Below are 25,694 nucleotides of genomic sequence, written 5' to 3' on the forward strand. Positions count from 1 at the left end.
CTCCATGTTTCGCAGTTCGATATCTCGTATCGCACTGCAAAGCGAACGAAGCGTAACGGTTTCCCTAAAAACCGAATGACCAATGGCTGACCTGCGAATCGCGATGACTCACGCGGGTAACCCGAAGCCGGTTTTACGCCAACAGTTTAGCAATTGCGATTCGTGATTATTTTCCCTTGTTCGAGCGAGAATCTGAGTCAGCCTAGATGTGCGCCGAATTTTGAGATTCGGAATTTCAACAGGGTTTGGAAGGTTATCCACATGAGTATAAGGTGGGGTTTTGGGGCTCTTCGTCCGAATGAAAACGATGCGGCATCTAAGGCGGACATGCTTGCGGCTAAGGTTGAGGCGAAAGCCCGGAAGCTCGAAATGCAACAGGCTGGTCACAAACGCGCGCGCCGGAATGCCCAATATGAATATCACAACAGCTTGCGGGTGCTGAAAACGCGCGTTGGGGCGTATGCCGTCGAACACGGTCTGGTGGTCCTGAGCGAAGCCGAGTTGGAAGGCGCATTCGTCGATCTCAAGAACCGCATGACGGACGCTGAGATTCTTGCCGACTGGGCCGAAAGTGGTGAGCGCGCTGCTGCCGAGCGCGCTAAAGCCAGCCGCGCTAAGACGAAGTTCTTTGTTGGTTTGCGTGAGCCCGTGTCCGAGAAGTTTCGTGATGGCCTGCTGGCGATGGGCTTCCGTTTTTCGACGCGGTCGGCCCGGTACGCCACGATCGTGGCTGCCGAAATTCCTGACGGGCTGATTGATCTGGCGATGGCTAACGGTCAGGCGGTCTGGACGCTCGATGAGAACGCCGACAAGGCCTTCCTTTACCAGGCCGATGTTGAAGAGCGTGCGAAAGTCATCAACGAAGAGGGCCGACAGACGACTGAAGCGGCTCAGCCCACGATGTTCAGTGGCCGCATGCGCAATACCAAGACGCCGCTCCGGCCGGCATCGTGCGAAGATGAGGATCCGGACGTGGACATTCAGACTTCGGAACGGGCAAGTTAGCCGCCTTTGCGACGTCACCTCGACGCGAACTATTGAAGAAGAGACAGGCTTGGGCGAAGCATGCGGGCGCGGCACGGCGGACCCTAACGGGTCCGCCTTCCTTTTGTTAGAATCGAGTGGCGGGGATTAGCCGCCACCCAGCGGGTAGAAGTGGCTTGGCGGACGGTGCAATTGCGGCACAGCACGATCCCTAACCAGAACCGTATGGGGTCGCGCGGATGGCAACATAAATAAGGTCAGCGTTGAGCATCTTTGATGCGTATCGCGATCACTGCGGCGATCTTTCTTGCAACCATCGGTCTCAGGCCATATTCGCATCCCACATCGGGTCTACTGGACTATGATCCAACGATATGGTTGGAGGGACTGGTGACCAAATCGTTCGCCGTTCCTTCATCAGTCTGGATTGATCTCATATGACACCAATATCCCCGGCTTTGCCAGAGACTCTGAAAGACGCCACCATAGCGGTGATCGGTTTAGGCTATGTCGGACTTCCGCTGGCTGTCGAATTCGGCAAGCGCCGGAATGTCATCGGATTTGATATCAACTCTCGGCGTATCGAGGAGTTGAGCGCCGGTGAGGATCGGACGCTTGAGGTGGAGGAACACGAACTGCGCAGCGCGAAAGCGTTGACGTTTTCATCGGACCCCGCCGAACTAATGAAGGCCAGCGTCTTCATCGTCACCGTGCCGACCCCAATTGATGTCACTAAGCGCCCCGACCTCACGCCGCTCATTAAGGCCAGCGAGACGGTCGGTAAGGTTCTCAAAAGCGGCGACATCGTAATTTATGAGTCGACCGTCTATCCCGGAGCCACAGAGGAAGATTGCGTTCCCGTGCTTGAACGGGTCTCCGGCCTTGCCTTCAATCGAGACTTTTTCGCTGGCTATAGCCCCGAGCGGATCAACCCGGGCGACAAGGCGCACCGATTGCCCGATATAAAAAAGGTCACGTCCGGCTCGCTCCCCCAAATAGGAAAGCTGGTCGACGGCCTCTATGCCGAGATCATCACCGCCGGCACGCATATGGCCCCTTCGATAAAGGTGGCCGAGGCCGCCAAGGTAATTGAAAACACACAGCGCGACCTTAACATCGCGCTTGTGAACGAACTGGCGATCATCTTCAACCGACTCGATATCGATACCCAGGCCGTGCTCGAGGCGGCCGGCACCAAGTGGAATTTCCTGCCCTTCCGTCCCGGCCTGGTGGGAGGCCATTGCATCGGGGTCGACCCCTATTATCTCACGCAGAAGGCCCAATCAGTCGGCTATCATCCGGAAGTGATTCTCGCAGGCCGCCGGCTCAACGACGGGATGGGCGCTTATGTCGTCTCTCAACTGGTCAAGAAGATGCTCAAGGAGCGCATTCACGTCGAAGGCTCCCGCATTCTAGTAATGGGCTTCACCTTCAAGGAAAATTGCCCTGACGTGCGAAATACCCGGGTGATAGACATCTTGCGCGAATTGGGCGACTACAACGCCCTCGTGGATGTCTACGACCCTTGGATCTCAGCTGCTGAGGCGGAGCACGAATACAGCATCAAGCCCATCAGCCAGCCCGACGCCGGGACCTATGACGCCATCATCGTTGCCGTCGGGCATCACCAGTTCGTCGAGATGGGGACTGAGGCGATAAGGCGTCTGGGCAAGCCCAATCATGTGCTCTACGACATCAAGTACATTCTGCCCCAAGATCAGAGCGATCTGCGCCTCTAACCCGCACGGAGAGTACCGTCCTCATGAAAATTCTCGTCACTGGCACGGCCGGCTTCATCGGGTTCCACGTCGCGCAAAAGCTCATCGCGCGCGGCGACGAGGTGGTGGGTTTCGATGTCGTCAACGATTATTACGACGTCGACCTTAAGGAAAAACGCCTCGCCATTCTCGATGAACTGGGTGCACGACAAGGGGCCAGCTACACCTTCATCCGCGCCGATCTCGCCGATCAGGCGGCAGTCAACGCTGTTTTCGCCCAGCACAAATTCGATCGCGTGATCCACTTGGCGGCTCAGGCCGGGGTGCGGTATTCGCTCGAGAATCCGCACTCCTATGTGCAGTCCAACATCGTCGCCTTCACCAATATCATCGAAGCGTGCCGCTATCATTCCGTCAGGCATCTCACCTATGCTTCGACGTCCTCGGTTTATGGCGCCAACACCAAAATGCCGTTTTCCGAGCGTCAAGGTGTGGATCACCCGCTGCAGTTCTATGCAGCCACCAAGCGCGCAAACGAATTGATGGCCCACTCCTACTCACACCTCTTCGGCCTGCCCACCACGGGTTTGCGGTTCTTCACCGTCTATGGCCCCTGGGGGCGGCCCGACATGGCGCTGTTCAAGTTCACGCGCAACATTCTGGCGGGCGAGCCGATCGATGTGTTCAACCACGGCAATCACACCCGCGATTTCACCTATGTCGATGATATCGCCGAGGGGGTGATCAGAACCTCCGACCACGTGGCCGGGCCCAACCCCGATTGGGATTCGGGCACCCCCGATCCGGCGACATCCAACGCACCGTTCCGGATTTTCAACATCGGCAATTCCTCGCCAGTCAAGCTCTCGCAATATATCGAGGCGTTGGAAGAGGCGCTGGGCAAGAAAGCTATCCGCAACCTGCTGCCCCTTCAGCCCGGCGATGTGCCCGATACCTTCTCGGATACGACCGAGCTGATCAAAGCTACCGGCTATGCCCCCCAAACCCCCGTGAAAGAGGGCGTCGCGCGGTTCGTGGAATGGTATCTTCATCATTATGAAGGGAACTCGACGTCCCGCTAGGGATATTCGTTCAGTCGACGCCCCTTCTAGCCCCATTTGCTTCAGGGTTCATCGGCATTGGCCCCACAACCAAGGATACTCAGCTATGTCGTTAATTGGCGGCGAGGGCGAGAACTTATTCTGTCAGGCAGAAGAAAATGCATTCCGACTCTGATGAATCGGCTCGAGTACATGACTGGAGACACCGGTGCATAAATTTGTTCGTTCCGCCTCGTTGCTCATTCTGTCGGGATTTGTCGCCCAAGTGCTGCAGTTTGTCGGGACAATCTTTTTGGCGCAGATTTACGACCCCAATGCTTACGGCAATCTAACTCTTGTTGTGAACTGGGCCTCTGTGTTCGCCGTTGCCTGCAGCCTCCAATTGCACATAGCATTGCATATCGCCCAGTCCGATAGTAAAGCGCGCGAGATTATGGGGACTGTGCTGATCACTGTCCCTGCAGTGGCTGTTCCTACAGGAATCGCTGCACATCTTTTTGCGCAGGACGTTCTTGTGCTCGCCATCATTATGGGAGCCGCATTGGCGCTTTCAAACATTGGTCGTTCAGCACAGTCAAGAAGGTCAGCAAACCTGAGTATCGCCGGCCTGTCTATCGGACGCGCGGCCGTCGCTGTAGTGGCGCAGTTTTGTTTTCGCTCGATTGGCCAGGGGGGGCTTGTACTGGGATTGCTTGTGGCAGAAGTTACTGCTGCATTCGTGTTTATTACACTATCGCTGAAGGGGGGGGGGCGCCCAGGTCGAGCACCTATTGCGAGGGTAATACTGCAAAACCGAAACTTCACGATTTGGGGAGTGATGCAGGAGCTTGTTTCGATAGGCGTAGTTCTTCTGCCATTCCTCATCTGCAGTCTTATTTATGACACAGATATAGTTGGGCACTACGGTATCACCTATCGCCTGTTATGGGCCCCGGCGGTAATACTCTCCTTTGGCTTCGGCCTTGTTTTCCTAACGGAAGTAGGCCGGCGTCCCGAACGATTTCGCGAGATTCTCGCCGAACTGCATTTCCGTAAGCTAGTGCTATTGATGATTGTGGCAGCGTTATCGTCTATTTTATGGATGCCGTTATTGTTTCATTTAATCCTTGGTAGCAAATGGGATCTTGCCGCGAGCATGAGCCCGGCGGTGACGATCGCCGCAACTAGCTTTCTCGCTTCAGCCCCTTATCGGCAATTGTATCGCGTTCATGAGAAGCAGCGACTTCAGCTGTGCATTGACATAGGAACCATGATGCTGATTGCAATGACCTGGATACTGCAGACGCTAGATCCTGTTGCGTGGGTAAATGTGATCTGTGGAATTGTCGTCATGCAGAATTCATTGATGATCGCTTTTGCACGCAGCTTTCAACGGGGATGACGCTTCACTTCCCGTTTAAGAACCGCGATCAGATTGGAGAAGCGTTCTGAATGATCACCGTATTTGCGAAGCATTGCCCGCCCGGAGGTGATCAGACTTTGGCGCAACCCTTCGTCAAAGGCCAGCGCCTGGATTGCACGAACTACCGAATTAGGATCATGTGCATCGACATAAAGAGCGGCCTCTCCGCTAATCTCTCTCGCCCACGGCCGATCCGCAGAGATATGAGGCCGTCCCGTTGCGAACGCCTCAAGCGACGTTACTGAAAACGTCTCAAGTACGCTCAGTGAGAGGACAATATCACTCTGGGCGAATACCTTCGCCGCATCTGCGTAGTTATAGGTTCCCAGTGTCCTCACTCGCTCAGCAATCCCAAGTCGGCTCGCCTTCTCTGCGATCGCCGCCCATTCAGGGCTACCCGGATCTAAGGTCAGGAGAAATTCTACCCTGCGCTCATCCGGCATGTCACCGCAAGCCAACGCGATTGTCGGCACGTGATCTAATAGCTTGTGTGGATAGGCCATAGCCGGAACCAACACCTTCAGTGGATTGCTGAAGAATGGGGGGGCGACGTTTAAGAAGCTCTCTGAATCAAACGCGTTCGAAACCACTGCTGTGTGATCTATCGGATAGCGCAGCCGACGACAAAAACAGTCTCGGGCGGTAAGCGTTTGAAAGATGAGCCGGTCAGCCTTCCGGGCATAATATGATTGATAAACAATCTTTAACGCATCAGGCAGCCATCGACTGGGTGAACGAGTGGATAAGAATGTACCAAGATCCACATGCGAGATATATCCATTACTGATACCCATCACGTGCGGACAACTGAATTCCACATATGCCGGACCGGCCATTGTATATACTAAATCGAAGTCGTCCGACTTCTGAAGCTTCAATAAGGCCCTACGCGCCGTCAGCGAGTGTGCAGGAGAATCAAAAATGGTGACCCGTGATTGCGGTACATTCCAAGCACTTATAATCGCGGCAACCTGCGGCGAGATCGCAAAATGCCACTCATGATCATTCGACATGACCGCCTGCCTAAGGAAGGCAGCGGAATTTTTGGCTCCGCCGCCGCCAACATTTGTTGACGCATTGAAAAGAAACTTCACGAGACGATGTCGTTCATACTGGAAACATAGGTATCCACTTGATGGTGATCGTTCACAAGCTGCAGCGCGGCGGCAGACAACTTATTCAGATAATCCTCATCGAAGTAGATTTTCCAAAGCTCCCGTTCCAAGGATTCAATTGGGTCAGATGCCTCAATTACGGCTGCGGCGCCATATTCTCTCGCGCGCATGGCAAAACGGGAATGGGACATGACAAGTACCGGAACGCCGAGGCTCCAACCTTCCACAGATTTAGTGGGGAAACCCGCCCACTCATAGCGGGCATCATCGCGAATTATAGCCATAACATGACAATTTTGGTAGTGTTTGAACACCGTCCGGCGATCGACTGGGCCAAGCGCGACGATTTGTAACTTGTTCAATTGCGCGGAGGTGGTGACAACTTGATCTGCCTTTGGCCCCGCCAGTATGAGTTGGATCGGAAAGGGAAGGCTAACCTTGTTAAGCCAGTTAACTAGGAGGTCGATGCGATCCTTCTTTCCAGGAAAGCCGGCGTAGAAGATCTTCAATGGCTCGGGCTCTACTGGATGACGCGAATGTTTGACTGCAAATGCCTCCGTCATTAAAGGTGGTATAACCCTGCCAATCTTCGGATTATAACTTGATTCCAAGTAATCGCTGATAAATATCATCCGCGAGAAAAGCCTGTACGTTATATTCATTCTAACAAACACCTCCGCTTTAGCCAGCCATGACGACAGATGGCTATATTCGTACCATTCTGTAATATCAAGCGCCGCGTGAATACCACGAATTTTTGTCGCTATTCTGAGCATCAATGCCAAAGTGTTTGAGGGATTATATAATATAACCGCGTGATACTTTTCAGCGGCACACACCTCGCGCAACAATCGCAGCCACGCAAACTTCGCGCCGCTGGACAGCTCTTGATCGTAGTCGGTGTGCTCATCGAATTCCATCGTGTTAGCTGGTGTTTGACCTAAGCGTGGCGCCAGAAGTACGCAGTGCCCCGTTTGACGAAGTGCCAGAGCTAGCTGCAGAACTCGTCTGCCTGCGGCATCTGCCGGAAAAAGTCGGTAATTTCCGGTATATAGAATTTTCTTCATGACTCCCTACTCCCAAGCCAACGCCTTCTGTTGCGAAAGCATGTTACGGATAAGATAACCAAAGGAAGTAATATTGTAAAATACCTTCCATTTATTTGCGGGTTAAGCAAAATGCACGAGAAAGCACTGACTTGGGCAATAAATAATATAGAAAAACTCGAATTCCTCGTGCAGGATCTAATTGATTTGAATTTTAGAAAGTTTGGAAGGTTGATCAAAAGATAAATGAGAGCGGGTATTCGAAGTGCCTGGGCCACGTCAATAACGCCAGATCTAAAGAAGAAAAAACTTGAATACATGTCATATATGTAAAGTAGAAGGCGCGCAGGTACTGTAAGGGGAGCTATGGCAGGTGATGCGGTCGCGATTTCCATAAGCCTCCCTGTCACGCCGCCCGCCAGCGTTGCCATCGAAACGAAGCTGCCTTCTCTTAAGGCTATCGCCCCTGCTATCGAGGCGGTAGCCAGAATGCCTACCGAGATGGTCGAAACCCGCACCAATCCGACGCGCCGTGTGAGCGATATGAGCAGGGAAGAAGCAAGGAGTGCAGAAACAAAAAAGACGAGCTGTTGCCTCACAACAAATGCCGGAATCAAAAGCAACAGCAATAGAAAATATCGTTTTTTTAATGCGAGCAGGGTAGATATAAGAAAAATTGAAATACTAATAACATCTTTATTTATTAGAATAGAAAAATATAATATAGATGTATTTAAAAAAAACGTCATATAGGATGAAAGCGGTAGATTAAAATGTTGGCATATTCTGAAATAAGATGAAGCTGATATTATTATGAATATTAGATTTACTAAATGTGCGTATAGTTGCTTTTCTGGTGGGCTGAAGCTTCTATATATCCAGTACATACCATAGTTATTGTCCAGAAGCGTGAACCTGATATTGTCGTTAGTGAGTCCATAGTTTGCATAAACGAAATGATCATGTATGTTTCCCGGACGATTCCAAAGGGCATCCTCGGGATAGGTCGCTACGTCGCCGATTACCGTAAAATATGCTACGCAGAGGATCGCGAAGCAGATTGTTGCGAGGTAAGCGACCATTGTTTTTTTTGAGGTCATTAAGCCCAATTCTCGTCGCTCCTGCGGCAATCGCTGTAAGCCTGCAAATCGCACAACCTCCCGTCATCTCCCACATGCACTGAAAGAGGGTGCGCGTTATGCCGCTGCCAAGGCTTGTAGTGGCTGCGAGCCTCTACGTACAATTCATGCCAACGAAAGCTCAACGATATGATTCCTAGTTCGGTTCTTATCACAGGTGGAACAGGTTCCTTCGGCAAAACGATGGTGCTGGATCTCTTACAACGCGGTTGCCAAGAAATCCGGATCTTGTCACGCGACGAAGAAAAGCAGGATGCCCTGCGGAATAAACTATCCAATCCGAATGTTCGCTACCTTATCGGTGACATTCGTGATCGAGAGAGTGTGGATCGCGCTATGGCAGATGTGGATTGCGTATTCCATGCCGCTGCGCTGAAGCAGGTGCCGTCGTGTGAGTTTTTTCCATTGGAAGCCGTTCGGACCAACATCTTAGGTTCTGAAAATGTCATTCGGTCGGCAGTAGCGCATGGTGTCCGCTCGATCGTTTGTCTCTCCACGGATAAAGCGGTGCAACCGGTCAATGCCATGGGAATGACTAAAGCGATGATGGAGAAGCTAGCTCAGGCCCAGGCTAGAACAATCGGTCCAGATGCCAAAACAAAGATCTCCATGGTGCGCTATGGAAATGTGATGTACTCGCGAGGCTCGGTGATTCCGCTCTTCGTTCAGCAGATCAAGTCTGGGCGCCCCATCACGATCACCGAGCCGAGGATGACCCGATTTTTGATGCCTCTTCGAGACTCGGTTGAGTTGGTGCACCACGCTTTCGCTCATGCACGGCAGGGCGACCTTTTCGTGCGCAAGGCCCCAGCGGCGACCATCGCGGATCTGGTACAAGCGCTGCTTGAGCTTTTTGACCGTCCTGACCATCCCGTTGAGCTAATTGGATGGCGACACGCTGAGAAGCTCTACGAAACCCTTGCATCGGCGCAAGAACTGGCGCAGTCCGAAGATATGGGGCAGCATTATCGCATTCGCATGGACGCACGCGACCTGAACTATTCGGCGTATTTTAGCGAAGGGGAGCGTGAGACAGCGCAGCAAGAAGACTATCATTCGCACAATGCTGAACGACTCGATGTTGAAGGCGTCAAAGCCCTACTTCTATCACTGGATGAGATTCGAGCTGAAATGGACCTTAGGGCATGAAGGTCGTCGTAACCGGAGCGGCGGGGCTCCTCGGCTGGCACACAGCCGTCCGCCTGCATGCCGCCAACTGTGCGGCGCGCTTCCGCAAAGAAACGCCACCATTTGAGATTGTGGCATTGGATCATGGGGCCTTCGCGGACGACAAGAAGCTGTCTAATGCGCTTCGTAATGCGCATTCTGTATTGCATTTCGCGGGTGTGAATCGGGGTAAAGAAGAGGACATTCGCGATGGCAACCCGCTCATCGCCAAGCGGCTTGCGGACGCTTGCAAGCGTTTGGGAGTTCAACCTCATATTACTTACGCAAATTCGACCCACGCGCGATTTGACAGTGTTTACGGGATATCCAAACGTCGAGCCGGCGAGATTTTATCTAGTATAGGTGGCGGTTTAGCAAATCTAGTCCTGCCTCATATCTTCGGCGAGGGAGCTCGGCCGCGTTACAATAATGTTACGGCCACGTTTATCGAGGCGGTGATCGGGGACGAGACACCAGACGTTGACTCGAATGGCCAAGTGCACCTACTTCATTCTGGGGCGGCATCTGATGCTGCTATCAAAGCGTCGGTGGCGCTCTACGACGGTGAAATTTCGCCCACTCCCGTGTCGACCAAAGTACCGGAACTCTTGGAGCTGATTCAACGTTTCCACGTCGACTACGCCTCTAATCTCTTTCCAGATCTCTCAGATACGCACACTCGTGACCTCTTTAACTGCTATCGTGCTGCCCTCTTTCCCAAGGGGTATCCTAAGCATTTCGAGTTGAATTCCGACTCTCGTGGCACACTGTTTGAAATAGTTCGCGGTGGCGGGGGGGGGCAAACCTTTGCCAGCTGGACGGAGCCCAGCGTTACGCGAGGAGATCACTTCCACCTTAATAAGGTCGAGCGCTTTGTTGTGCTTGAAGGTGATGCGCTGATACGCATCAGGCGAGCGCTGGGTGGACCGGTTCGGGAATATCGCGTCACTGGAGACATTCCGGTTGCTATTGACATGCCAACTCTACACACGCATTCAATCGAAAATGTTGGCAACCGCCCATTGTTAACTCTGTTTTGGACCCACGAACTATTCGATCCTATGGCCCCCGATACTTATTTCGACCCGGTATTGCAGGAAAACGCATGACAAAGATCAAACTAATGACGATTCTGGGAACTCGTCCTGAGATAATCCGACTGTCGCGCGTCATGGCTAAACTTGACGAACTTTGCAGCCATAGAATCGTGCATACTGGACAGAACTACGATTATGAACTCAATGAGGTGTTTTTCGAAGATCTTGGGGTGCGCCGGCCTGACCATTTCCTGGGTACCGGCGGAGGTTCACTGGGCGAAACTTTAGGGAATATCTTAGCGAAGAGCGAAAAGGTGCTGCACGACGAAAAGCCAGAGGCGGTGTTGGTGCTCGGGGATACAAACTCGGCAATCGCGGCTATTATGGCGCGCCGGCTAAAAATTCCAGTCTATCACATGGAGGCAGGAAATCGATCGTACGACCGAAACGTGCCTGAGGAGACGAACCGGAAAATTGTCGACCATATCTCTGATTTCAACCTCGTCTATACTGAGCATGCGCGGAGACATCTGCTGTCAGAAGGCATCCAGCATCGCCGCATCTATCTGACGGGCTCTCCCATGCGAGAGGTTCTCGAATATTATCGGCCGCGCATTGAGGCGTCCGACGTATTGCAAAGGTTAGGTCTTGCTACCCGAGGTTATTTCATCGTTTCGCTTCATCGGGAGGAGAATGTCGACAACAGCGAGCGCCTAGGGGCATTGGTCGATGTCCTCAACGCATTGGCTAAACGGCATGACATGCCGATCATCGTGTCAACCCATCCTCGTACGCGAAAGCGGCTCGATACGCTCAGCGCTGAAGTGTTAGACCCGCGCGTGCGTTATATGAAACCCTTTGGTTTCCACGACTACAACCGGCTACAAATGGAGGCATTCTGCGCAATTTCGGATAGTGGCACGATCGCTGAAGAGGCGTCTATTCTAGGTTTCCCAGCCGTTACTCCCCGCGATGCGATCGAGCGGCCGGAAGCATTAGATACGGGCAGCCTGATCATGTCGGGACTAGACAAAGACATTATTTTGAACGGCGTTGATGCCGTGACTAGCATGTTCGCCGCGCGTATCGCTGCTGGTGTACCGCACCCAGTCCCTGTCGATTATGAGATTACGAATACCTCCGAGCGCGTCGTTAACCTCATTTTAGGCACCGCCCGGCTGTCCAATAGCTGGGATGGCATACGGAGTAACGATCTGACGTAAGGGTAATTCGGCATGACAGCAGGGCAGGCGTTCTTCGTCTTGCGTGCTTGCAGCTATACAGCCGAGTTTTAAGGCATCGTAGCTCAATCGCAGACTTTGGCCAGGCGGTGTTCTCCAATCTTATGTCTGCGAAACGTTGGGCTTCTTACGTGTGCTGCCAGCACATCATTGAGGTCGTTATCCGCCAAACCCCGAATGTCGGGGCGCCGTCAACGGACGCTTGTGATCGACGGCAGTTTTAGGGCAATTCTACAATTGCAGGAGACCGGTGCGAAGCATAAATAGAAGTGTAATGTCGCTAACCAATCCGAGCTCTCGGCAAATATTCTACACTCCTCGGTTGGCCATGTTTGAAGCTCCGGTTTTCCTGTCGTCCTGTCGATGGCTCTTGAACCGCCTAGTTCTGGTCTGAAGACATTCGAATGCGCATCGCTTTTATATCACAGTACTTTTACCCTGAGCAATTTTCGAACAACGCCCTTTCCCGCGAACTCGTCAGACGCGGACACGAAGTGCATGCTTTTCCATGTGTTCCCAACTATCCAGAAGGCACCTTTCACAAGGGCTATTCCAACACCCAGAGGCGGGAAGACGAGTGGAAGGGCATCAGGATTAGCCGAAGCTTTACTGTGCCTCGTGGACGCACAGCGGTTACCCTTCTTCTTAATTACCTCGTATATCCGTTCGCGGCATCATGGACCATGTTCCGCCGCATGGATCATCCTGCAGACGTGTCCTTCGTCTCGATGCCGTCTCCCCTGTTTCAAGCGTTCGCCGGCGTTGTGCTACGGTGGCGAACAAAGGCACCCTGCGTCTATTGGGTGCAGGATATTTGGCCCGAAAGTGCGACTTTTACACTAGGTATAACGAATCGATTTGCCGTGGCCTTGCTCAATGGCATATGCGGTTGGCTCTATCGTCGCGCGGATTTGGTAATGGTCCAAAGCGCAGCTTTCCGGCCGATGATCATGCGATTTGGCGTTAGACCTGAGAAAATAGCCGTGCTGCCCAATACGGCGCCGGATTCATATCGTCCCGTCCTCCCGCAGGAAGCGCCCGAGGAAGGCAGACTAGTGCCAACCGAAGGCTTTCGCCTGATGTTTGCAGGCAATATAGGGGAGAGCCAAGATTTCGATACGTTGATCGAAGCGGCCGAACTGCTGCGAGAGCAAAAGGACCTACATTGGATAATCATCGGTAGTGGGCGCGACGAGCCACGCGTACGTCAAGTCGTTGAAGACCGCGGACTAAGCACTCGCTTCCGATTCCTGGGACGACACCCAGAAGAGGCTATGCCTCGCTTCTTCGCGCACGCCGATGCCATGATCGTTAGCCTCAAGGATGCGCCAATCTTCGGCCTAACCGTACCCTACAAAGTGCAGTGCTATTTGGCTTGCGGTAAACCCATTATCGCTTCGCTTAGTGGAGAAGGCGCTCGTATCGTCGAAGAGTCTGGAGCCGGGATTGCGGTTCCGGCCGGTCAACCGCGGATGTTGGCCAATAGTATCTTGGCCATGATGCAGGCGACACGGCAGACACGAGACGCCCACGCAACCAATGCTCGGCAATATTTTGAGGATACATATTCGGCCGATAAGATTTATAACAATCTGGAGCGGGCATTAATCAAAGTTGTAGCCAGCCGGAAGCCGCCTATCAATTAGTGGATTTGCGGGCAGCTACCTAGTGTGGCGCCGTCTGACTTGCCACTGATTTTTTCGTCCAATTGGGATTAGGGTCCGGGCCTTGATTGAGAGACGGACAGATGAAGCGAATGCGATGGCTCCAGCGACGCTTGGCATTGACGCCGCAGGCAACCGCGACGGTGTTCGTCGCGCTGATCGAGAATGGATGGTTATCCGTACTTGCTAACCAAATTGGCTTCGGATTTGTCTTGGCTTTGGCAATGACCGGCCCCTGGGCAACCTATAAACATATCCCGGCTACTGACGTCCTTATTCCAACAGCATTAGCCGGACATTTAGTGGTGGTGTTCTCATGGCTAATTGTTTCAAAGACCCGCATCGTGATCGGTTTAGCGGGATACACTTTCGCAGCGTTGTGCGCCGTCGTGGCCTTAAGTTATTTCTGGTCGATTCGCCCGCACATGTGGGGTGTCCATATGGCGTGGTGGGGTATATGTTTCGTGTGCTTTCTCGCCGCGCTGAACTTCGTCAAAGGCGAAGGGCGCATCAAACTTTTTGCCTTTGCGTGCGGGGTAGGGGCGCTGCTCACGCTGCCGCAGTTGAATATGGAAGAGTTCCATCGCTTGGGTGGTGCTTGGCGCTACACAGTCTCGGCGCACAACGCGAATTTCACCGCCTACGTTTTGACGGCTTATGCCTATGTGGCCATTGCCGTCTTAAGGCTTTTCAAGACCAGCACAGTAGAGAAGATCGGACTCGGGGTGACCATTCTGCCCGTGTGCGTGGGACTCTACTTTCTCAATAGCCGAGGGGCACAGATCGCGCTGATGTTGACTGCAACCGCTGCGTTGGCCTCGATTTGGCTCCCGAGAGGCTGGCAAACGGTTGCTGTGATTGCCATGTTGATAGTTGCGGTGATTGTTCCTTCCGGCCTTTTGTCGCCGCTACTCAGCATTGTCGATACATTTTCGGCTAAAGGAACGGGCGATCTGTCGAGCCGACTAGTACTGTGGGAAGAGGCTCGTCAGCGTATACTAGACAATCCCATGCTCGGGATTGGAGCGGCGGGCTTCCCTGTGACCAGCGTTGTCGAAAAGGACGTGCACAACTTCTTCCTGGGTATCATGGTAGAGTTCGGCTTGCTGGGATTCGTCTGTGTTGTGGCTATGGGGCGCGCTCTGTGGTTGGCTGTGCGGCATCGAGGAGTGCCAGGGATGGCTTTGTTGCTTATGTTTACCAGCTTCTTTCTACCAATAGCTTCGACTGGCCAAATCCTTGTCATGTCTCAGCTTTGGATTGTGCTCGGAATCACGTTCAGCATCGCGGCGTGCCTGAACGAATCCCTTGCATTGCAGAGTATAGACGCAGCGAATACTGGGGTCTAGGTGGCATTAGACGTGTGCGCGGGATGCATTCTTCTCTCTTAGCCAGCAATAGATTGCCATTGCTGGTGCCCTTTGGCGTGATGCAAGGTGCCATTTTGTTGCCCGCCGAGGGATAGGAAGGTAAGCTTCTGTTGAGGACCGCGGCGTCACCAGTGGCCACCTGATTGGTCTTCTTCGATGAGATTTCGGAGGCACTCGACGCCATCTTCAATAAAGGCGACCTTGCCGTCGTCGTTGTCGAGACTGTCGGCCCAGATCCCGCCGTCCTCGGTTTCCATTTCGATGGCGAACTTCAAGATGCGGTCGACCGTCTCGCCGAGATCAGCAGCGGGAAGCGACTAGCAGGGGCCGCTACTGGTTGAAGCTCCAGGGCATGAGGTCGACGATCTGTAATCGGCCGGTTTGTACCGCCTTCCGCCTAGCGTGTTCTGCCGTGTAATGACCGTCGTTATTGGCGTCGTTATTGACGTGAGCAACGCAAGCGGCGGGGATTTTATGCGCTATGAGGTGATGACAGGGGTTGAGCGCCGGCGGCGCTGGTCGGACGAGGAGAAGCTCTCGGTTTTGGCTCAAGTGGGCGTGGACGGCGAGAGCGTTTCTGGGGTCGCGCGACGCCACGATATCACCCGTCAGCACATTTATCAGTGGCGGCGGGAGATGCGTCGCAAGGGTCTCATGATCCCGCGTGATCCGATGCTGGTCCCGGTCGAAGTCGCCGAGGAAGCGGTTGCCGATACCGGGGATGATCGGTAAGCGGTGTCGCGCCCGCACCTTCCGGCACGTTGTTAATCATGAGATCCGGCACGGATTGAGATTAGCGCGGGAGTTTCTCCATGGACGCTCCAATGGAGCTTCTCACAAATGGCGGGAGGTGGCGTCGCAACCGGCAGTGGCCCGATGAGGTGAAGGCGCGGATTGTTGCCGAGACGCTGCGGCCGGAGGTGACCGTGAGTGAAGTTGCGCAGCGGCATGGGTTGAAGGCCAACCATGTCTCTTCGTGGCGAACTCTTGCTCGGAAGGGGAAGCTTGTGCTGCCAGCACCAGAGGATCCGGTGAAGTTTACGGCTCTGATGGTCGCTCCGGTTGAGGAGGTGACGGCAGTGGAGCCGGTGGCGTTGGTTGGACCGGAGATCCTTTTGGGATCGGTGACCATCCGATTGGAGCGCGGCGCTTCTGCAGCCAGGATTGCGTCGGTCGTCCGGGCACTGACGGCGGCCTCATGATCCTCCCCTCCAACCGGGTGCGGATCATGGTGGCGACCAAGCCCATCGACTTCCGCAAAGGGCACGACAGCCTTGCGGCGCTGGTCAAGAACGAGCTGCATAGGGACCCGTTCACCGGCACGGTCTTTGTGTTCCGTACCAAGAAAACCGACCGGCTGAAGCTGCTCTACTGGGACGGCACCGGACTGGTCATGGCCTACAAGCGGCTGGAAGAGCATAGCTTCACCTGGCCTGCGGTGAAGGACGGGCTGATGACGCTGAGTCACGCGCAGTTCGAGGCCCTGTTCGCCGGGCTCGATTGGCGCCGGGTTCTGGCAGTGGAGGCGCGGGCTCCAGACGCCGTGGAATGACTGCGGCAGGATGACTCAGGGCTTGTCTTTCTGCGGGAATGACGGCGCCTGATCTGGTAGATTCCGGTCATGCTCGATACCGCCGAACTTCCCGACGACATTGCCGCCCTCGAGGCGATGCTTGTCGCTGCGGCGTTGCGTGATCAGCGCAAGGACGAGCGGATCGCCCAGCTGGAAAAGTTGGTCGCAGCGTTCAAGCAGGCGGCCTTCGGGCGCCGGTCGGAAAAGAGTGATCCGGACCAGTTCGAGCTGGCGCTGGAGGATCTGGAAACGGCCATCGCGGCGATCCATGCCGAGGAAGATGCAGAAAACCGCGCGGCCAAGCGACCAGCCAAACCGCGCAGCGCCAATCGTGGCTCACTCCCCAGGCATCTGCCGCGGATCGAGGAGATCATCGAACCCGAGAGCCTGGTCTGTGGCTGCGGCGGCGGTCTGCACTGCATTGGTGAGGATGTCTCCGAGCGGCTCAATGTAATCCCCGCACAGTTCCGTGTGATCGTCACTCGTCGCCCCAAATATGCCTGCCGGTCCTGCACCGACGGGGTGGCGCAGGCGCCAGCGCCGGCCCGGCTGATCTCTGGTGGGCTGCCGACCGAGGCCATGGTCGCTCATGTCCTGGTTAGCAAATACGCCGATCACCTTCCGCTCTATCGTCAGGCGCAGATTTACAGCCGTCAGGGTGTTGATCTGGATCGCTCAACGCTGGCCGACTGGGTTGGCCGGGCCGCCTTCGAGCTGCGTCCGGTCTATGACGCCCTGATGGCGGACCTGAAAAGGTCATCAAAGCTGTTCATGGACGAAACCCGCGCTCCGGTGCTCGATCCTGGAGCCAGAAAGACCAAGACCGGATACTTCTGGGCCCTGGCGCGCGATGATCGACCTTGGAATGGTGCCGCACCACCTGGTGTTGCCTTCACCTATGCCCCGGGCGGAGGCGGCCTTCATGCCGAACGGATATTGCAGGGTTTTGGCGGAATTCTGCAGGTGGACGGCTATGCCGGCTACAACCGGCTGGTCGCGCCAGGTCGCGTCGGTTCGGATATCAGGCTCGCCTATTGCTGGGCTCATGCCCGCCGTAAGCTGATCGATATCACCCGCACTGGTCCTGCGCCGATCGCCGAAGAGGGTGTGCGCCTGATCCGCGGGATCTATGCCATTGAAGCCGATATCCGAGGTCTCGGTCCGGATGACCGCCTTGCCGCGCGTCAGGAGCGGTCAGCTCCAGCCGTAGCGCAAATAAAAGACTGGCTTGATCACCATCGCAGCCGTGTCTCGGCGAAAGCACCGCTCGGGGAAGCATTGAGCTACATCGCCAGATACTGGGCTGGGCTCGAGTTGTTCCTGGCCGATGGTCGTATCGAGCTCGACAACAATGCCGTCGAGCGGACCATCCGTCCCATTGCGCTGAACCGGAAGAACGCGCTCTTTGCCGGTCATGATGCTGGCGCCGAGAACTGGGCCATCATCGCCTCGCTTATCGAAACCTGCAAGCTCAACGGCATCGATCCCTACAGCTGGCTAAGCTCCACCCTTCAAGCCATCGTCGCCGACCACAAGCAAAGCCGCATCAACGATATGCTCCCATGGAACTACTCCACCGACGTGTGATCGGCACAGCGCTTACTTTCCATTTGTAGATGCTGGCATTGCTCACGCCGTGCTTCCGGCACAAATCGGCGACCGGAACGCCCGCCTCGTGCTCCTTGACGATGCCGATAATCTGTTCTTCGCTGAACCTGTTGCGCTTCATCTCTGGTCCTTTTCGATGGGCCAGAGTCTATTTCAAACTGGATTAGCTCCAAGGGGCAACGTCATACTTCGCAAACGCAGGATACGCTTTCGTCATAACGCGGGATCAAACAACTAGGCACCCAACTGGAGCTCATTCAGGGGATGCACGAGTGTGGGTCAGCACTACTTAGTCCTATCGCCGGCACCCTTGCCCAACGCTGTCTTTAGTATGATCTCGAGATCAAATAACAGGGATTGCAGTTTGAGGTAGCGCTCGTCCCAAAGCGCGAGCGTTTTTGGCTCACTCATGTCGATGCCGTTTACCTGGGCGAGCCCTGTAATTCCGGGCTTGACCGAAAGCACACCGCGAGCGTGCCTTTCGTCAATGAGTTGAGCCTGGATTGGAAGGCATGGTCTGGGACCGACGAGGCTGATGTCGTTTCTTATGATGTTCCAGACCTGAGGCAACTCATCGAGCTTGGACGAGCGCATGAACTTGCCGATCGGGGTAATCGCGTCCACGGGCGCGTCGTGCGACCCCACATTTGGCGTACCTAAACGCATCGTTCTGAACTTGTAGCAGATGAACGTTCTGCCATCACGGCCCACGCGCTCCTGGGCAAATATGGCAGGGCCGGGAGACTGCAACTTGATGGCGATGCCCACAATCAACAGCAGCCACCAGAAGAAAACCAACACTACCAGAGCAAAGGCTAAATCTATGGCGCGCTTTGCCGTCCTGAACCAAACATTGCGCGCCTGACCATCGCTGACGATCCGGTCTTCGGCCTCGGGCTGGACGGCGGTCTGCCAAATCGCTTGAGCAAGTGTCCCGATCTGCAAGGTGGGCTTGAGAGCGGAAAGTGCCGAAAGAGCAATCCCGCGAAGTGGGGTGGGCAGCTTGTTCAATGCCGCGAGCGTGCCGGCCAGTTTGGCGCCGATGACGGTGGGCAGAAAGAACTGCACGACATCAAGATTTTCGATATGTGCCAATTCACGCGCGGCACGCCGCTTGGTTTCAGCGTATGGCGTATGATTGTTTTCATCGAGCGCATGGGTACTCGAAATATTGAGCATTCGCGTGATGCCGGCCGCCCTGGCGAGCTTAGCCACGCGGAGCGTCAGATCGACATTGACGCGTTCAAATTCCGCCTGTGATGCTTCTACGTCGTTATTCAGCACGGCCAGGTGAACAAGCAGGTCGGCGCCTGCAGCATATTGAGGAATTTCCTCATAGTTGCATGCAACGTCGCTGGGAAACATTTCGTGGAGTTTCTGCGGATCTCGCCCGGTCACTATGACGATAGCGTCCGACTGTTTGAGCAAGGGGACAAGCTGCTGACCGAGACGGCCCGAAGCACCGGTTACGACAATGCGGGGCTGGGCGATAGGGAGATTGGTCTGGATCATTCGTTCAGTTTGTCTTGCTGGCAATTAAGAGGTGGGGGGTGGCGGGCGTAGGTTCTACCCCAGCGCCATGCCGAGAATCGCGTTCGGCGATCAGCTTGAACAGCACCGTTCTGGCTCCCCTTTCGTTTTGGTCTGCAACCATACTCGCGAGTTCGTCAGTACGACGGACGATGCTGCCCGGTTCACCGAGTTGGCTGAGCCCACGCAAAATTCTGGGGTGTTTGGTGGGCGTGGCGCTGGTGGCGTCGTAGAAGAGCTCCTCGTAGAGTTTTTCTCCGGGACGCTTGCCGATCTCAACGATTTCTATATCGCCTTGGAGATTTTCCTTGCTCCGCACCGAAAAGCCGGCGAGCCGGATCATGTTCTCGGCAAGGTCGGATACGAGAACGGGCTCACCCATATCGAGCAAGAACACATCACCGCCTTCCGAAAGAGCACCGGCTTGAACGATCAATTCGGCGGCCTCGGCAATGGACATAAAATAACGAGTCATTGCGCGGTCGGTGAGCGTCAGCGGTCCACCTTGAGCAATCTGTTCCTTAAAGAGGGGAACGACCGAGCCGTTGGACCCCAAAACATTGCCGAAACGCACGGCGCAGAATTTCTGGCCCGTATTGTTGCTAAGCGCCTCAGCGGCCTTTTCGCGTACAATAAGTTCTGCCCAGCGCTTGGTTGCACCCATCACATTCGTCGGACGCACGGCTTTATCCGTCGAGATCAGGACGAAGTTCTGGACTCCCAGACGGTAGGCGGCATCGACCACTGTCTTTGTTCCGAATACGTTGTTCTTGATACCTTCGAGCGCATTGGCTTCAACGAGCGGCACATGCTTGTGGGCAGCGGCGTGGAAAAGCACATCCACGCCGTGCTCCTTGATCGCCGCCTCGACACGCTGCGCATCGGTGACCGACCCCAAGACCGAGACGACGGCAAGGTCCTTGTCGGCCAGCTCCCTGTCGATGCGATAGAGGGCGAATTCATTGGCCTCGAACAGAACCAGGCGTTGGGGGCTCCACTGGGCAATCTTGCGGCACAACTCGGACCCGATCGATCCGCCGGCGCCGGTGACCATTATGGTGCGGCCCACGATCATTGATTTGATAAGGCCGAGATCGGGGGGAACTGAGGACCGTCCGAGCAGGTCGTCGATCTCGATCTCGCGGATTTGGCTAACGAGATATTTGCCGGTTGCCAGATCCGTGAGCGCGGGTAACGACTGAACCTTGACGTGATGTTGGCTCATGCTTTCGACAATTTCCCGGCGCCGCGCCGTTGTCAGCGAAGGGATTGATAGGATCACTTGCTTGACGTCGTAGTCGCGGACAAGTGTGGGAAGATGTGAAGGGGTATACACCCTGACGCCGGAAACCTCACGGCGGTGCAGGTTCGGATCGTCGTCTAGAAAGCCAACCACAAGGTGACTTGAGCGCAGGCTGATGGCAAGTTGCGTGCCGGCCTCACCTGCCCCATAGATGACAACAGTCGGCCGCTTGCTCTTTCCTCGGCCTGTGGCGGGCCAGAAAAGCCATTTAGCGGTGAAGCGGCTGCTCGTAATGACGAGTGTTCCAATTACCCAATATATGATGGGTACAGAACGCGGAACATAGCCGCGTCCGGCCATTGCTGAAAGGAACGCTACGACAACCCAAAGGATTGTTGCAATAGCCATGGCCTGGAAAATGGTCCAGATCATACGCTCGGGCATATACCGCACGACTGCACGATAAAGCCCCATTCGCACGAATACTGGAATGGCTATCAAGGGAGCGGATGCAATTATCACCCACTCATCGAGGGACGCGGGGAGCATCCATCTATCAAAACGCAACGAAAAGCTGACCCAGAGCGCCGTTGCCAAAGCCAGGAAGTCAAAACTGACGAGAAGCGCGCGTTTCCAGAGCCGTGGCAGAGACAGTAGGCGCTTGCGGATATACGACAGCATTGTAAGCTCGAGGATTAGTGTTGATCTTCACTGCCGTTCCACGAAAGTGTGGGCCGGTCAAGCTACAGAAATACCAAGGTCGGCCGCTCGCGCTAATTTTGTTGCCAGACGTTCATCTCCACATTTTCGACGTAACGGGCCACGATATTCATCGATTTCCAGCCGCCTGCGGCCATGATGGGCAACAGGCCGTAGCCCATGACCGTCAAGGTCTGGGCCGCGCCGACCCGGAGCGAGTGGCCGCTCACGGCAGCGGCATCGGCGGACGGATAGCCCGCGGCTTTGCTCAAGCGTTTAAGCGTTGCGCCGACAAAGGAGGGATGGAGGAAACGGGCGCCGAGGGTGCGGCCATAGACCGGGCGGAGCAGGGGGCCTTTTTCAATCTTCGCCCCCGCTCGCCATTGATCCACCAGTTTGCTGGTCGTCAGAGAAAGGCGAGCGATGCGGCCCTGGCCTTCCTGGTCATTCTTGGCGCGCCGAACGAGCACGGTATAAGTGGCGTCGGTCGCGCGCGTGAAATCATCGATCCGAAGTGCGACCAGCTCGGCCCGGCGGCAAAGGCTGTCGAAGCCGACGGCGATCATGACCTGGTCGCGCAGACCGGCCAAGTCATCGGTGCAGGCGCCCATCAGGCGGTCCCGGCGTTCTGCGGTCACCCCCAAAGCCTGTCGTGGACGCGAGGGTTGAGACCGTTTGGCTCGGCGCATCGCGAGGTTGACGGCTTCGTCTTCCGTCGGGGAGGCGTGGCCTGCCAGACGATGCAGCTTGGTAATGGCCGCGAGACGGCGCTTCAACGTGCTGGGTTTTACCTTCTCCGCACTCGTCTCGATATAGGCCGCGAGCGTTTCGGGCTTGGCGGGAAGCGCGCGAAAGCGCTTCCTCCTGCACCAGGCGGCAAAGTCGGCGAAATCGCTGCGATAGCTCTTAATGGTGTTGTCCGAATACGCACCCTCGAGCCGCTGGAAGTGAAAATCAAAGCTCGTCATGATCGTCATTCCCCACAAGGGTCAGATAGCTTGGCCTCATCCCGACGGGTTGAGTGTCGCCCTCGCGTTTCTCTGCCAAGAGCGCGGTGACACGCGCCCCGCTCACCACCCGTTCGGCGATCAGGATGCGTGCGAGCAGTTCCACTTTCTCATGCCGGTGCTCGATGATGGCCATGGCATCTTCGAGTCGCGCGTCGAGTTCGGACGCGATCAACGCTTCGATCTTGTCGCCGCGCTCGAAGCCTTCTCGCCTCCAACGAAGCGAGCCAAACAGGCCATATCGGCCGATCCCGTCCTCGAGCAGCCGGGTCGCGGACATAAGATCGGCGACAGCGCCGGCGTTAGCGCCTTCGCCCAGGATAATATCCGCCGCCCGGCCGCCGAGCGCGATGGTGACGTGCTTTGCCAGTTCATACTTGGTGAGCAGTTTCTCGCCAGGCCGGGTGGTGACGGATCCGCCGACGTCGCCGCGACTGATCACCGAGATTTCCTCGATCTCGATGCCGAGTTCGAAGGCGACGATGGCATGACCGGCCTCGTGCAGGGCGATGGCGCGTTGGCGGGCCAGACTCATTTCAGAGGGTGGAGCGACGGTCGCGACAAGATCGGCGAGCTTAAGCTGCGCTCCGACCTCACGTGCTGCGGAGCGGGCGGTGTCGATCTGGCTTTCGATCGCGGCGGGCGTCGCCCCGGGCGACAGGCGCGCGAGGATTTCAGCGTCGGCGCGGGTGATGGTCCCTCTAAGCAACGTCTCGAACAGATCTGCGCGTTCACCAAAGTTAGGCAGCAACACCGGCACATGGACTTCGAGACGTCCGGGCCGGATCAGCGCGCCGTCGAGCTTTTCGAAATGGTTTGTTGCGCCCACCAGAAGGATGGGCTTTCCGGCCTGGCGCACGAGATCAATCTGCAAGAGCACATGCGTGACCACCGGCGTCCACCATTGCGTGTCGCGCGCGGTAAGTGCAGCCCGGTCGGGCAGACCGTCCAACTCGTCGAGGAAGCCGATGATCGGGCCCTCCGCGGCCTTCAAAGCGTCGAAGAAGTGCGATGCAGCCTTGACGACCCCACCGAGGTGGCCATCGCTGGTCGCAAACCATCCGGCGACCGAGTCGGTGTGGAAGCGCCAACCGGCTGATCGGGCGAGAGCCGCCGCGATCGTCGTCTTCCCGGTGCCCGGAGGCCCCTGAAGCAGAACATGGCGCAGGTTTTCGGGCGGGGAGGTGCCCTCAGCGATCGCCCGCATCGTGCCAAGGGTACGGTCGCTCCAGGCACGGACTGCGCGGGTCAGCGCCAACTGTTCGAGCAGGGGACCGGGTTCAGCGGTGTCGGAGATGCGCCGGTACTGTGCTGTCTTCTTAAGATTGGCGACGCATTGAGCAGCAGTGGTGCCCGGGCGGATGGCACTGATGAGGTCGCGGCTGCTCAACCGTGCAAGGTTCTCGTCGGTCAAGCCGCGCGCGATCGATCCGGTCACGCTCCTGATCGTCTTGCGCACGATCCTGGCAGTGGGACGACGTATCATGATATGGCAATCGGCAGCGGCGTGAACCTCCGGCGCCAGGCTGGCGGCGGCATCGCTGGTGACAAACGCGACGCTGGTGCCGCGTTCAAGCACCAGCAGGTCGTCGGCCCCTCCGGGTCTGTTGCGCGTGCCGGATTTGGGCTTGGCGATCGCCACGGCCATCGGTCCGTCTTCGAGCTTGCGCAAATGATGCAGGATCAACTCGACGCTGTCTTCATCAAACGTTTCGACGATAATGACCTTGGCCGAGCTCTTGAGCGTTTCACGATGCCGGCGGGTGAGGACGGCATCCAGCAGATGTTCGGCCAGAGCGGCAGTGGGCGGGACGAGAACCGCAGTACCATCGGCTTCGGCGTCATCGCCCATGACCGTCGTGAAGTCGTAATCATTGCGCGGCATTGCGGTTCTCCAGCTTTTCGATGGCGTCGAGGAGGCGTGCTTCACGCCAATCGAGGAGGGTGGTGGCCGCGGCGTGACCGTCGCGAGCGGCATGGCAGAGGTCAGTGTGCAGACCCTCGGGCAGCGCCGACTGGTCGATTTCGCAGAGCAACGCGAGACGGAGAGCGAGGCCAAGTTGCACGCCTTCGCAGTCGTTCTTGGCTTCGGTGAGGTGAAGGGATTTAGGACAAGTCATTACCGAACTCCCCCATGCGAGGGACGCTCGTAGAACCGGATCAGCGGCTCGAACTCTTCGGGCTCGGGCACCAACCCGTCGCGATCGGCGAGATGTATGCCGAAATCGCTCCGGAGCGCCGCCTGGGCGTGACGCCCGAAACACTGGCGGTAGTGCAGCATCATCGATGCAAAATTCTGGTGGTTCAAAAGCTCGCCAAACAGGGACAGATCGACCAGAACGTTGCGCTTGTCGCGGCCGGCGCAGTCAACGACGGCAAGATCGACCTTGCGAATCTCGACGCTCTTGTAGGTGCGGCGCAACTCGCCCATGGCAAGCGGCGCGATGGCCTCGAGCTTGGTGCGGATCGAGTCGATCTCGGCCCGGTTGACCGAGGTGCCCGAGCGTTTGAATTCGGCGATCACCAGATGCCCGCGTTCGGCATCGAGAACGATCAGATCGGGCGCATAGCAGCTGCGCATCTGGGTGCGGCGGCCATTGCGGGCGATCAGCGCCTCGGGCAGGGAGAACTGGGCACCCGGCTGGGCAACGAGATAGTGCGGCTCGTCGCGAAGGATGAGACGCGCCGCGGTTTCGAGCGTCAGGCCTTCGGCGGTCTCGATGGCGCGCATTGCCTTCGAGATGCCGGTCAGCGGGCCGAAGCTCAAATCTTCGAAATCGGTGTCAAAGGGGATAGCGGCAATCGTCTTGCCGGCGAGCGCGTCGAGCCTTTCGGGTAGCCCAGCGGTCTGCTCAGGCGTGGTGATCTTGGTCATTGATAGGTTTCCTCTTCCGGATCGGGATGGGAAGAGGCGCAAGGGGAGCCGGGGCCATGGCGCAGCGGGCACGAGCGGAAGACGCAATCGGACGCGTCGGCAACCGCCCGAGCAAAGGCGCGCAGGACGACCATGCGCGCGATCCGACCCTCTCGTCTTGGAGGTGAAGGATCATCGGCAAACGGCCGGCTCGTTGCGCCTCTTAACCCTCGGCG

General features: G+C 56.2%; 23 protein-coding genes and 1 pseudogene. 14 read left to right on the plus strand and 10 right to left on the minus strand.

Going from position 1 to position 25,694, the window contains the following annotated elements; genetic code table 11:
- The first annotated feature begins 369 nt into the window (after positions 1 to 369).
- The 4 genes from V4T21_RS01710 to V4T21_RS01725 all read left to right on the plus strand — a co-directional run bounded on the left by V4T21_RS01710 (position 370) and on the right by V4T21_RS01725 (position 5,144).
- Complete coding sequence (locus V4T21_RS01710) at positions 370 to 1,005, plus strand: hypothetical protein (protein ID WP_332712149.1); 636 nt, start codon at positions 370 to 372, stop codon at positions 1,003 to 1,005.
- Between the two features lie 416 nt (positions 1,006 to 1,421).
- A complete protein-coding gene (tviB, locus tag V4T21_RS01715) occupies positions 1,422 to 2,723 on the plus strand; it encodes a Vi polysaccharide biosynthesis UDP-N-acetylglucosamine C-6 dehydrogenase TviB (RefSeq protein ID WP_332712151.1) in 1,302 nt (433 codons plus the stop codon).
- 23 nt (positions 2,724 to 2,746) lie between these two features.
- Positions 2,747 to 3,784, plus strand: a complete 1,038-nt coding sequence (locus V4T21_RS01720; RefSeq protein WP_332712153.1) for an NAD-dependent epimerase — start codon at positions 2,747 to 2,749, stop codon at positions 3,782 to 3,784.
- Positions 3,785 to 3,971: 187 nt separating this feature from the next.
- Positions 3,972 to 5,144, plus strand: a complete 1,173-nt coding sequence (locus V4T21_RS01725; protein WP_332712156.1) for a lipopolysaccharide biosynthesis protein — start codon at positions 3,972 to 3,974, stop codon at positions 5,142 to 5,144.
- Here the strand turns inward: V4T21_RS01725 and V4T21_RS01730 are convergent.
- Both V4T21_RS01730 and V4T21_RS01735 read right to left on the minus strand, forming a co-directional pair.
- Positions 5,132 to 6,259: a glycosyltransferase gene (locus tag V4T21_RS01730; RefSeq protein ID WP_332712159.1), complete on the minus strand. Its 1,128-nt coding sequence runs from the start codon at positions 6,257 to 6,259 to the stop codon at positions 5,132 to 5,134. The two genes, V4T21_RS01725 and V4T21_RS01730, sit on opposite strands and share 13 nt — an antisense overlap.
- The gene (locus tag V4T21_RS01735; protein WP_332712162.1) at positions 6,256 to 7,347 is read right to left on the minus strand and encodes a glycosyltransferase; all 1,092 of its coding nucleotides are present in this window, start codon (positions 7,345 to 7,347) and stop codon (positions 6,256 to 6,258) included. The genes V4T21_RS01730 and V4T21_RS01735 overlap by 4 nt, the downstream gene beginning before the upstream one ends.
- Positions 7,348 to 7,692: 345 nt before the next feature.
- Between V4T21_RS01735 and V4T21_RS01740 the strand changes: the two genes are divergently transcribed.
- The 6 genes from V4T21_RS01740 (at position 7,693) to V4T21_RS01765 (ending at position 14,923) form a co-directional block, all read left to right on the plus strand.
- Positions 7,693 to 8,079: a hypothetical protein gene (locus tag V4T21_RS01740; protein WP_332712165.1), complete on the plus strand. Its 387-nt coding sequence runs from the start codon at positions 7,693 to 7,695 to the stop codon at positions 8,077 to 8,079.
- Positions 8,080 to 8,594: 515 nt separating this feature from the next.
- Complete coding sequence (locus V4T21_RS01745) at positions 8,595 to 9,614, plus strand: SDR family NAD(P)-dependent oxidoreductase (protein ID WP_332712168.1); 1,020 nt, start codon at positions 8,595 to 8,597, stop codon at positions 9,612 to 9,614.
- Positions 9,611 to 10,741 carry a polysaccharide biosynthesis C-terminal domain-containing protein gene (locus V4T21_RS01750; protein WP_332712171.1) on the plus strand — a complete coding sequence of 377 codons (1,131 nt, stop codon included), beginning with the start codon at positions 9,611 to 9,613 and terminating at the stop codon, positions 10,739 to 10,741. The genes V4T21_RS01745 and V4T21_RS01750 overlap by 4 nt, the downstream gene beginning before the upstream one ends.
- Positions 10,738 to 11,892, plus strand: a complete 1,155-nt coding sequence (gene wecB / locus V4T21_RS01755; protein WP_332712173.1) for a non-hydrolyzing UDP-N-acetylglucosamine 2-epimerase — start codon at positions 10,738 to 10,740, stop codon at positions 11,890 to 11,892. The genes V4T21_RS01750 and wecB overlap by 4 nt, the downstream gene beginning before the upstream one ends.
- A gap of 422 nt (positions 11,893 to 12,314) precedes the next feature.
- A complete protein-coding gene (locus tag V4T21_RS01760; RefSeq protein WP_332712176.1) occupies positions 12,315 to 13,556 on the plus strand; it encodes a glycosyltransferase family 4 protein in 1,242 nt (413 codons plus the stop codon).
- Between the two features lie 101 nt (positions 13,557 to 13,657).
- Entirely contained in the window at positions 13,658 to 14,923 is a 1,266-nt protein-coding gene (locus V4T21_RS01765) for an O-antigen ligase family protein (protein WP_332712178.1), read from the plus strand.
- 146 nt (positions 14,924 to 15,069) lie between these two features.
- On the opposite strand, the gene V4T21_RS01770 is transcribed toward V4T21_RS01765, so the two are convergent.
- Positions 15,070 to 15,219, minus strand: a complete 150-nt coding sequence (locus tag V4T21_RS01770; RefSeq protein WP_332712181.1) for a hypothetical protein — start codon at positions 15,217 to 15,219, stop codon at positions 15,070 to 15,072.
- Positions 15,220 to 15,361: 142 nt separating this feature from the next.
- On the opposite strand from V4T21_RS01770, the gene V4T21_RS01775 reads away from it, so the two are divergent.
- From V4T21_RS01775 to tnpC, 4 genes are all read left to right on the plus strand, one after another.
- The gene (locus tag V4T21_RS01775; protein ID WP_332712183.1) at positions 15,362 to 15,676 is read left to right on the plus strand and encodes a transposase; all 315 of its coding nucleotides are present in this window, start codon (positions 15,362 to 15,364) and stop codon (positions 15,674 to 15,676) included.
- 92 nt (positions 15,677 to 15,768) lie between these two features.
- Positions 15,769 to 16,146: an IS66-like element accessory protein TnpA gene (gene tnpA, locus V4T21_RS01780; protein ID WP_332712186.1), complete on the plus strand. Its 378-nt coding sequence runs from the start codon at positions 15,769 to 15,771 to the stop codon at positions 16,144 to 16,146.
- Positions 16,143 to 16,496, plus strand: coding sequence for an IS66 family insertion sequence element accessory protein TnpB (gene tnpB, locus V4T21_RS01785; protein ID WP_332712189.1), 354 nt, complete (start codon positions 16,143 to 16,145; stop codon positions 16,494 to 16,496). The genes tnpA and tnpB overlap by 4 nt, the downstream gene beginning before the upstream one ends.
- A gap of 69 nt (positions 16,497 to 16,565) precedes the next feature.
- Positions 16,566 to 18,104: an IS66 family transposase gene (gene tnpC / locus V4T21_RS01790; RefSeq protein ID WP_332712192.1), complete on the plus strand. Its 1,539-nt coding sequence runs from the start codon at positions 16,566 to 16,568 to the stop codon at positions 18,102 to 18,104.
- 16 nt (positions 18,105 to 18,120) lie between these two features.
- Here tnpC and V4T21_RS01795 read toward each other — a convergent pair.
- The 7 genes and pseudogenes from V4T21_RS01795 to V4T21_RS01825 all read right to left on the minus strand — a co-directional run.
- A pseudogene (locus tag V4T21_RS01795) lies at positions 18,121 to 18,246 on the minus strand (transposase); the annotation flags it as partial.
- A 164-nt stretch (positions 18,247 to 18,410) separates the two neighbouring features.
- The gene (locus tag V4T21_RS01800; protein WP_332712195.1) at positions 18,411 to 19,637 is read right to left on the minus strand and encodes a sugar transferase; all 1,227 of its coding nucleotides are present in this window, start codon (positions 19,635 to 19,637) and stop codon (positions 18,411 to 18,413) included.
- Between the two features lie 4 nt (positions 19,638 to 19,641).
- Complete coding sequence (locus V4T21_RS01805) at positions 19,642 to 21,579, minus strand: nucleoside-diphosphate sugar epimerase/dehydratase (protein WP_332712197.1); 1,938 nt, start codon at positions 21,577 to 21,579, stop codon at positions 19,642 to 19,644.
- Between the two features lie 92 nt (positions 21,580 to 21,671).
- Positions 21,672 to 22,565: a tyrosine-type recombinase/integrase gene (locus V4T21_RS01810; RefSeq protein WP_332712200.1), complete on the minus strand. Its 894-nt coding sequence runs from the start codon at positions 22,563 to 22,565 to the stop codon at positions 21,672 to 21,674.
- Positions 22,552 to 24,489 carry an AAA family ATPase gene (locus V4T21_RS01815; protein WP_332712203.1) on the minus strand — a complete coding sequence of 646 codons (1,938 nt, stop codon included), beginning with the start codon at positions 24,487 to 24,489 and terminating at the stop codon, positions 22,552 to 22,554. The genes V4T21_RS01810 and V4T21_RS01815 overlap by 14 nt, the downstream gene beginning before the upstream one ends.
- The gene (locus V4T21_RS01820; protein ID WP_332712206.1) at positions 24,476 to 24,724 is read right to left on the minus strand and encodes a hypothetical protein; all 249 of its coding nucleotides are present in this window, start codon (positions 24,722 to 24,724) and stop codon (positions 24,476 to 24,478) included. Before V4T21_RS01820 ends, V4T21_RS01815 begins: the two co-directional genes overlap by 14 nt.
- Positions 24,724 to 25,479, minus strand: coding sequence for a hypothetical protein (locus tag V4T21_RS01825; protein WP_332712207.1), 756 nt, complete (start codon positions 25,477 to 25,479; stop codon positions 24,724 to 24,726). Before V4T21_RS01825 ends, V4T21_RS01820 begins: the two co-directional genes overlap by 1 nt.
- Between the last annotated feature and the right edge of the window lie 215 nt (positions 25,480 to 25,694).

Source organism: Pelagibacterium mangrovi (genome assembly GCF_036662815.1).
In the GTDB taxonomy this organism is placed as follows: Bacteria; Pseudomonadota; Alphaproteobacteria; order Rhizobiales; family Devosiaceae; genus Pelagibacterium; species Pelagibacterium mangrovi.

Bases quoted from the DNA above. Each gene is read 5' to 3' on its own strand.
- V4T21_RS01800 (WP_332712195.1), bottom strand. From the start codon at position 19,637: ATGATCCAGACCAATCTCCCTATCGCCCAGCCCCGCATTGTCGTAACC.
- V4T21_RS01735 (WP_332712162.1), bottom strand. From the start codon at position 7,347: ATGAAGAAAATTCTATATACCGGAAATTACCGACTTTTTCCGGCAGAT.
- tnpA (WP_332712186.1), top strand. From the start codon at position 15,769: ATGGAGCTTCTCACAAATGGCGGGAGGTGGCGTCGCAACCGGCAGTGG.
- V4T21_RS01765 (WP_332712178.1), top strand. From the start codon at position 13,658: ATGAAGCGAATGCGATGGCTCCAGCGACGCTTGGCATTGACGCCGCAG.
- V4T21_RS01810 (WP_332712200.1), bottom strand. From the start codon at position 22,565: ATGACGAGCTTTGATTTTCACTTCCAGCGGCTCGAGGGTGCGTATTCG.
- tnpB (WP_332712189.1), top strand. From the start codon at position 16,143: ATGATCCTCCCCTCCAACCGGGTGCGGATCATGGTGGCGACCAAGCCC.
- V4T21_RS01775 (WP_332712183.1), top strand. From the start codon at position 15,362: ATGACCGTCGTTATTGGCGTCGTTATTGACGTGAGCAACGCAAGCGGC.
- tnpC (WP_332712192.1), top strand. From the start codon at position 16,566: ATGCTCGATACCGCCGAACTTCCCGACGACATTGCCGCCCTCGAGGCG.
- V4T21_RS01805 (WP_332712197.1), bottom strand. From the start codon at position 21,579: ATGCTGTCGTATATCCGCAAGCGCCTACTGTCTCTGCCACGGCTCTGG.
- V4T21_RS01740 (WP_332712165.1), top strand. From the start codon at position 7,693: ATGGCAGGTGATGCGGTCGCGATTTCCATAAGCCTCCCTGTCACGCCG.
- V4T21_RS01760 (WP_332712176.1), top strand. From the start codon at position 12,315: ATGCGCATCGCTTTTATATCACAGTACTTTTACCCTGAGCAATTTTCG.
- wecB (WP_332712173.1), top strand. From the start codon at position 10,738: ATGACAAAGATCAAACTAATGACGATTCTGGGAACTCGTCCTGAGATA.
- tviB (WP_332712151.1), top strand. From the start codon at position 1,422: ATGACACCAATATCCCCGGCTTTGCCAGAGACTCTGAAAGACGCCACC.
- V4T21_RS01710 (WP_332712149.1), top strand. From the start codon at position 370: ATGCAACAGGCTGGTCACAAACGCGCGCGCCGGAATGCCCAATATGAA.
- V4T21_RS01750 (WP_332712171.1), top strand. From the start codon at position 9,611: ATGAAGGTCGTCGTAACCGGAGCGGCGGGGCTCCTCGGCTGGCACACA.
- V4T21_RS01815 (WP_332712203.1), bottom strand. From the start codon at position 24,489: ATGCCGCGCAATGATTACGACTTCACGACGGTCATGGGCGATGACGCC.
- V4T21_RS01825 (WP_332712207.1), bottom strand. From the start codon at position 25,479: ATGACCAAGATCACCACGCCTGAGCAGACCGCTGGGCTACCCGAAAGG.
- V4T21_RS01745 (WP_332712168.1), top strand. From the start codon at position 8,595: ATGATTCCTAGTTCGGTTCTTATCACAGGTGGAACAGGTTCCTTCGGC.
- V4T21_RS01820 (WP_332712206.1), bottom strand. From the start codon at position 24,724: ATGACTTGTCCTAAATCCCTTCACCTCACCGAAGCCAAGAACGACTGC.
- V4T21_RS01720 (WP_332712153.1), top strand. From the start codon at position 2,747: ATGAAAATTCTCGTCACTGGCACGGCCGGCTTCATCGGGTTCCACGTC.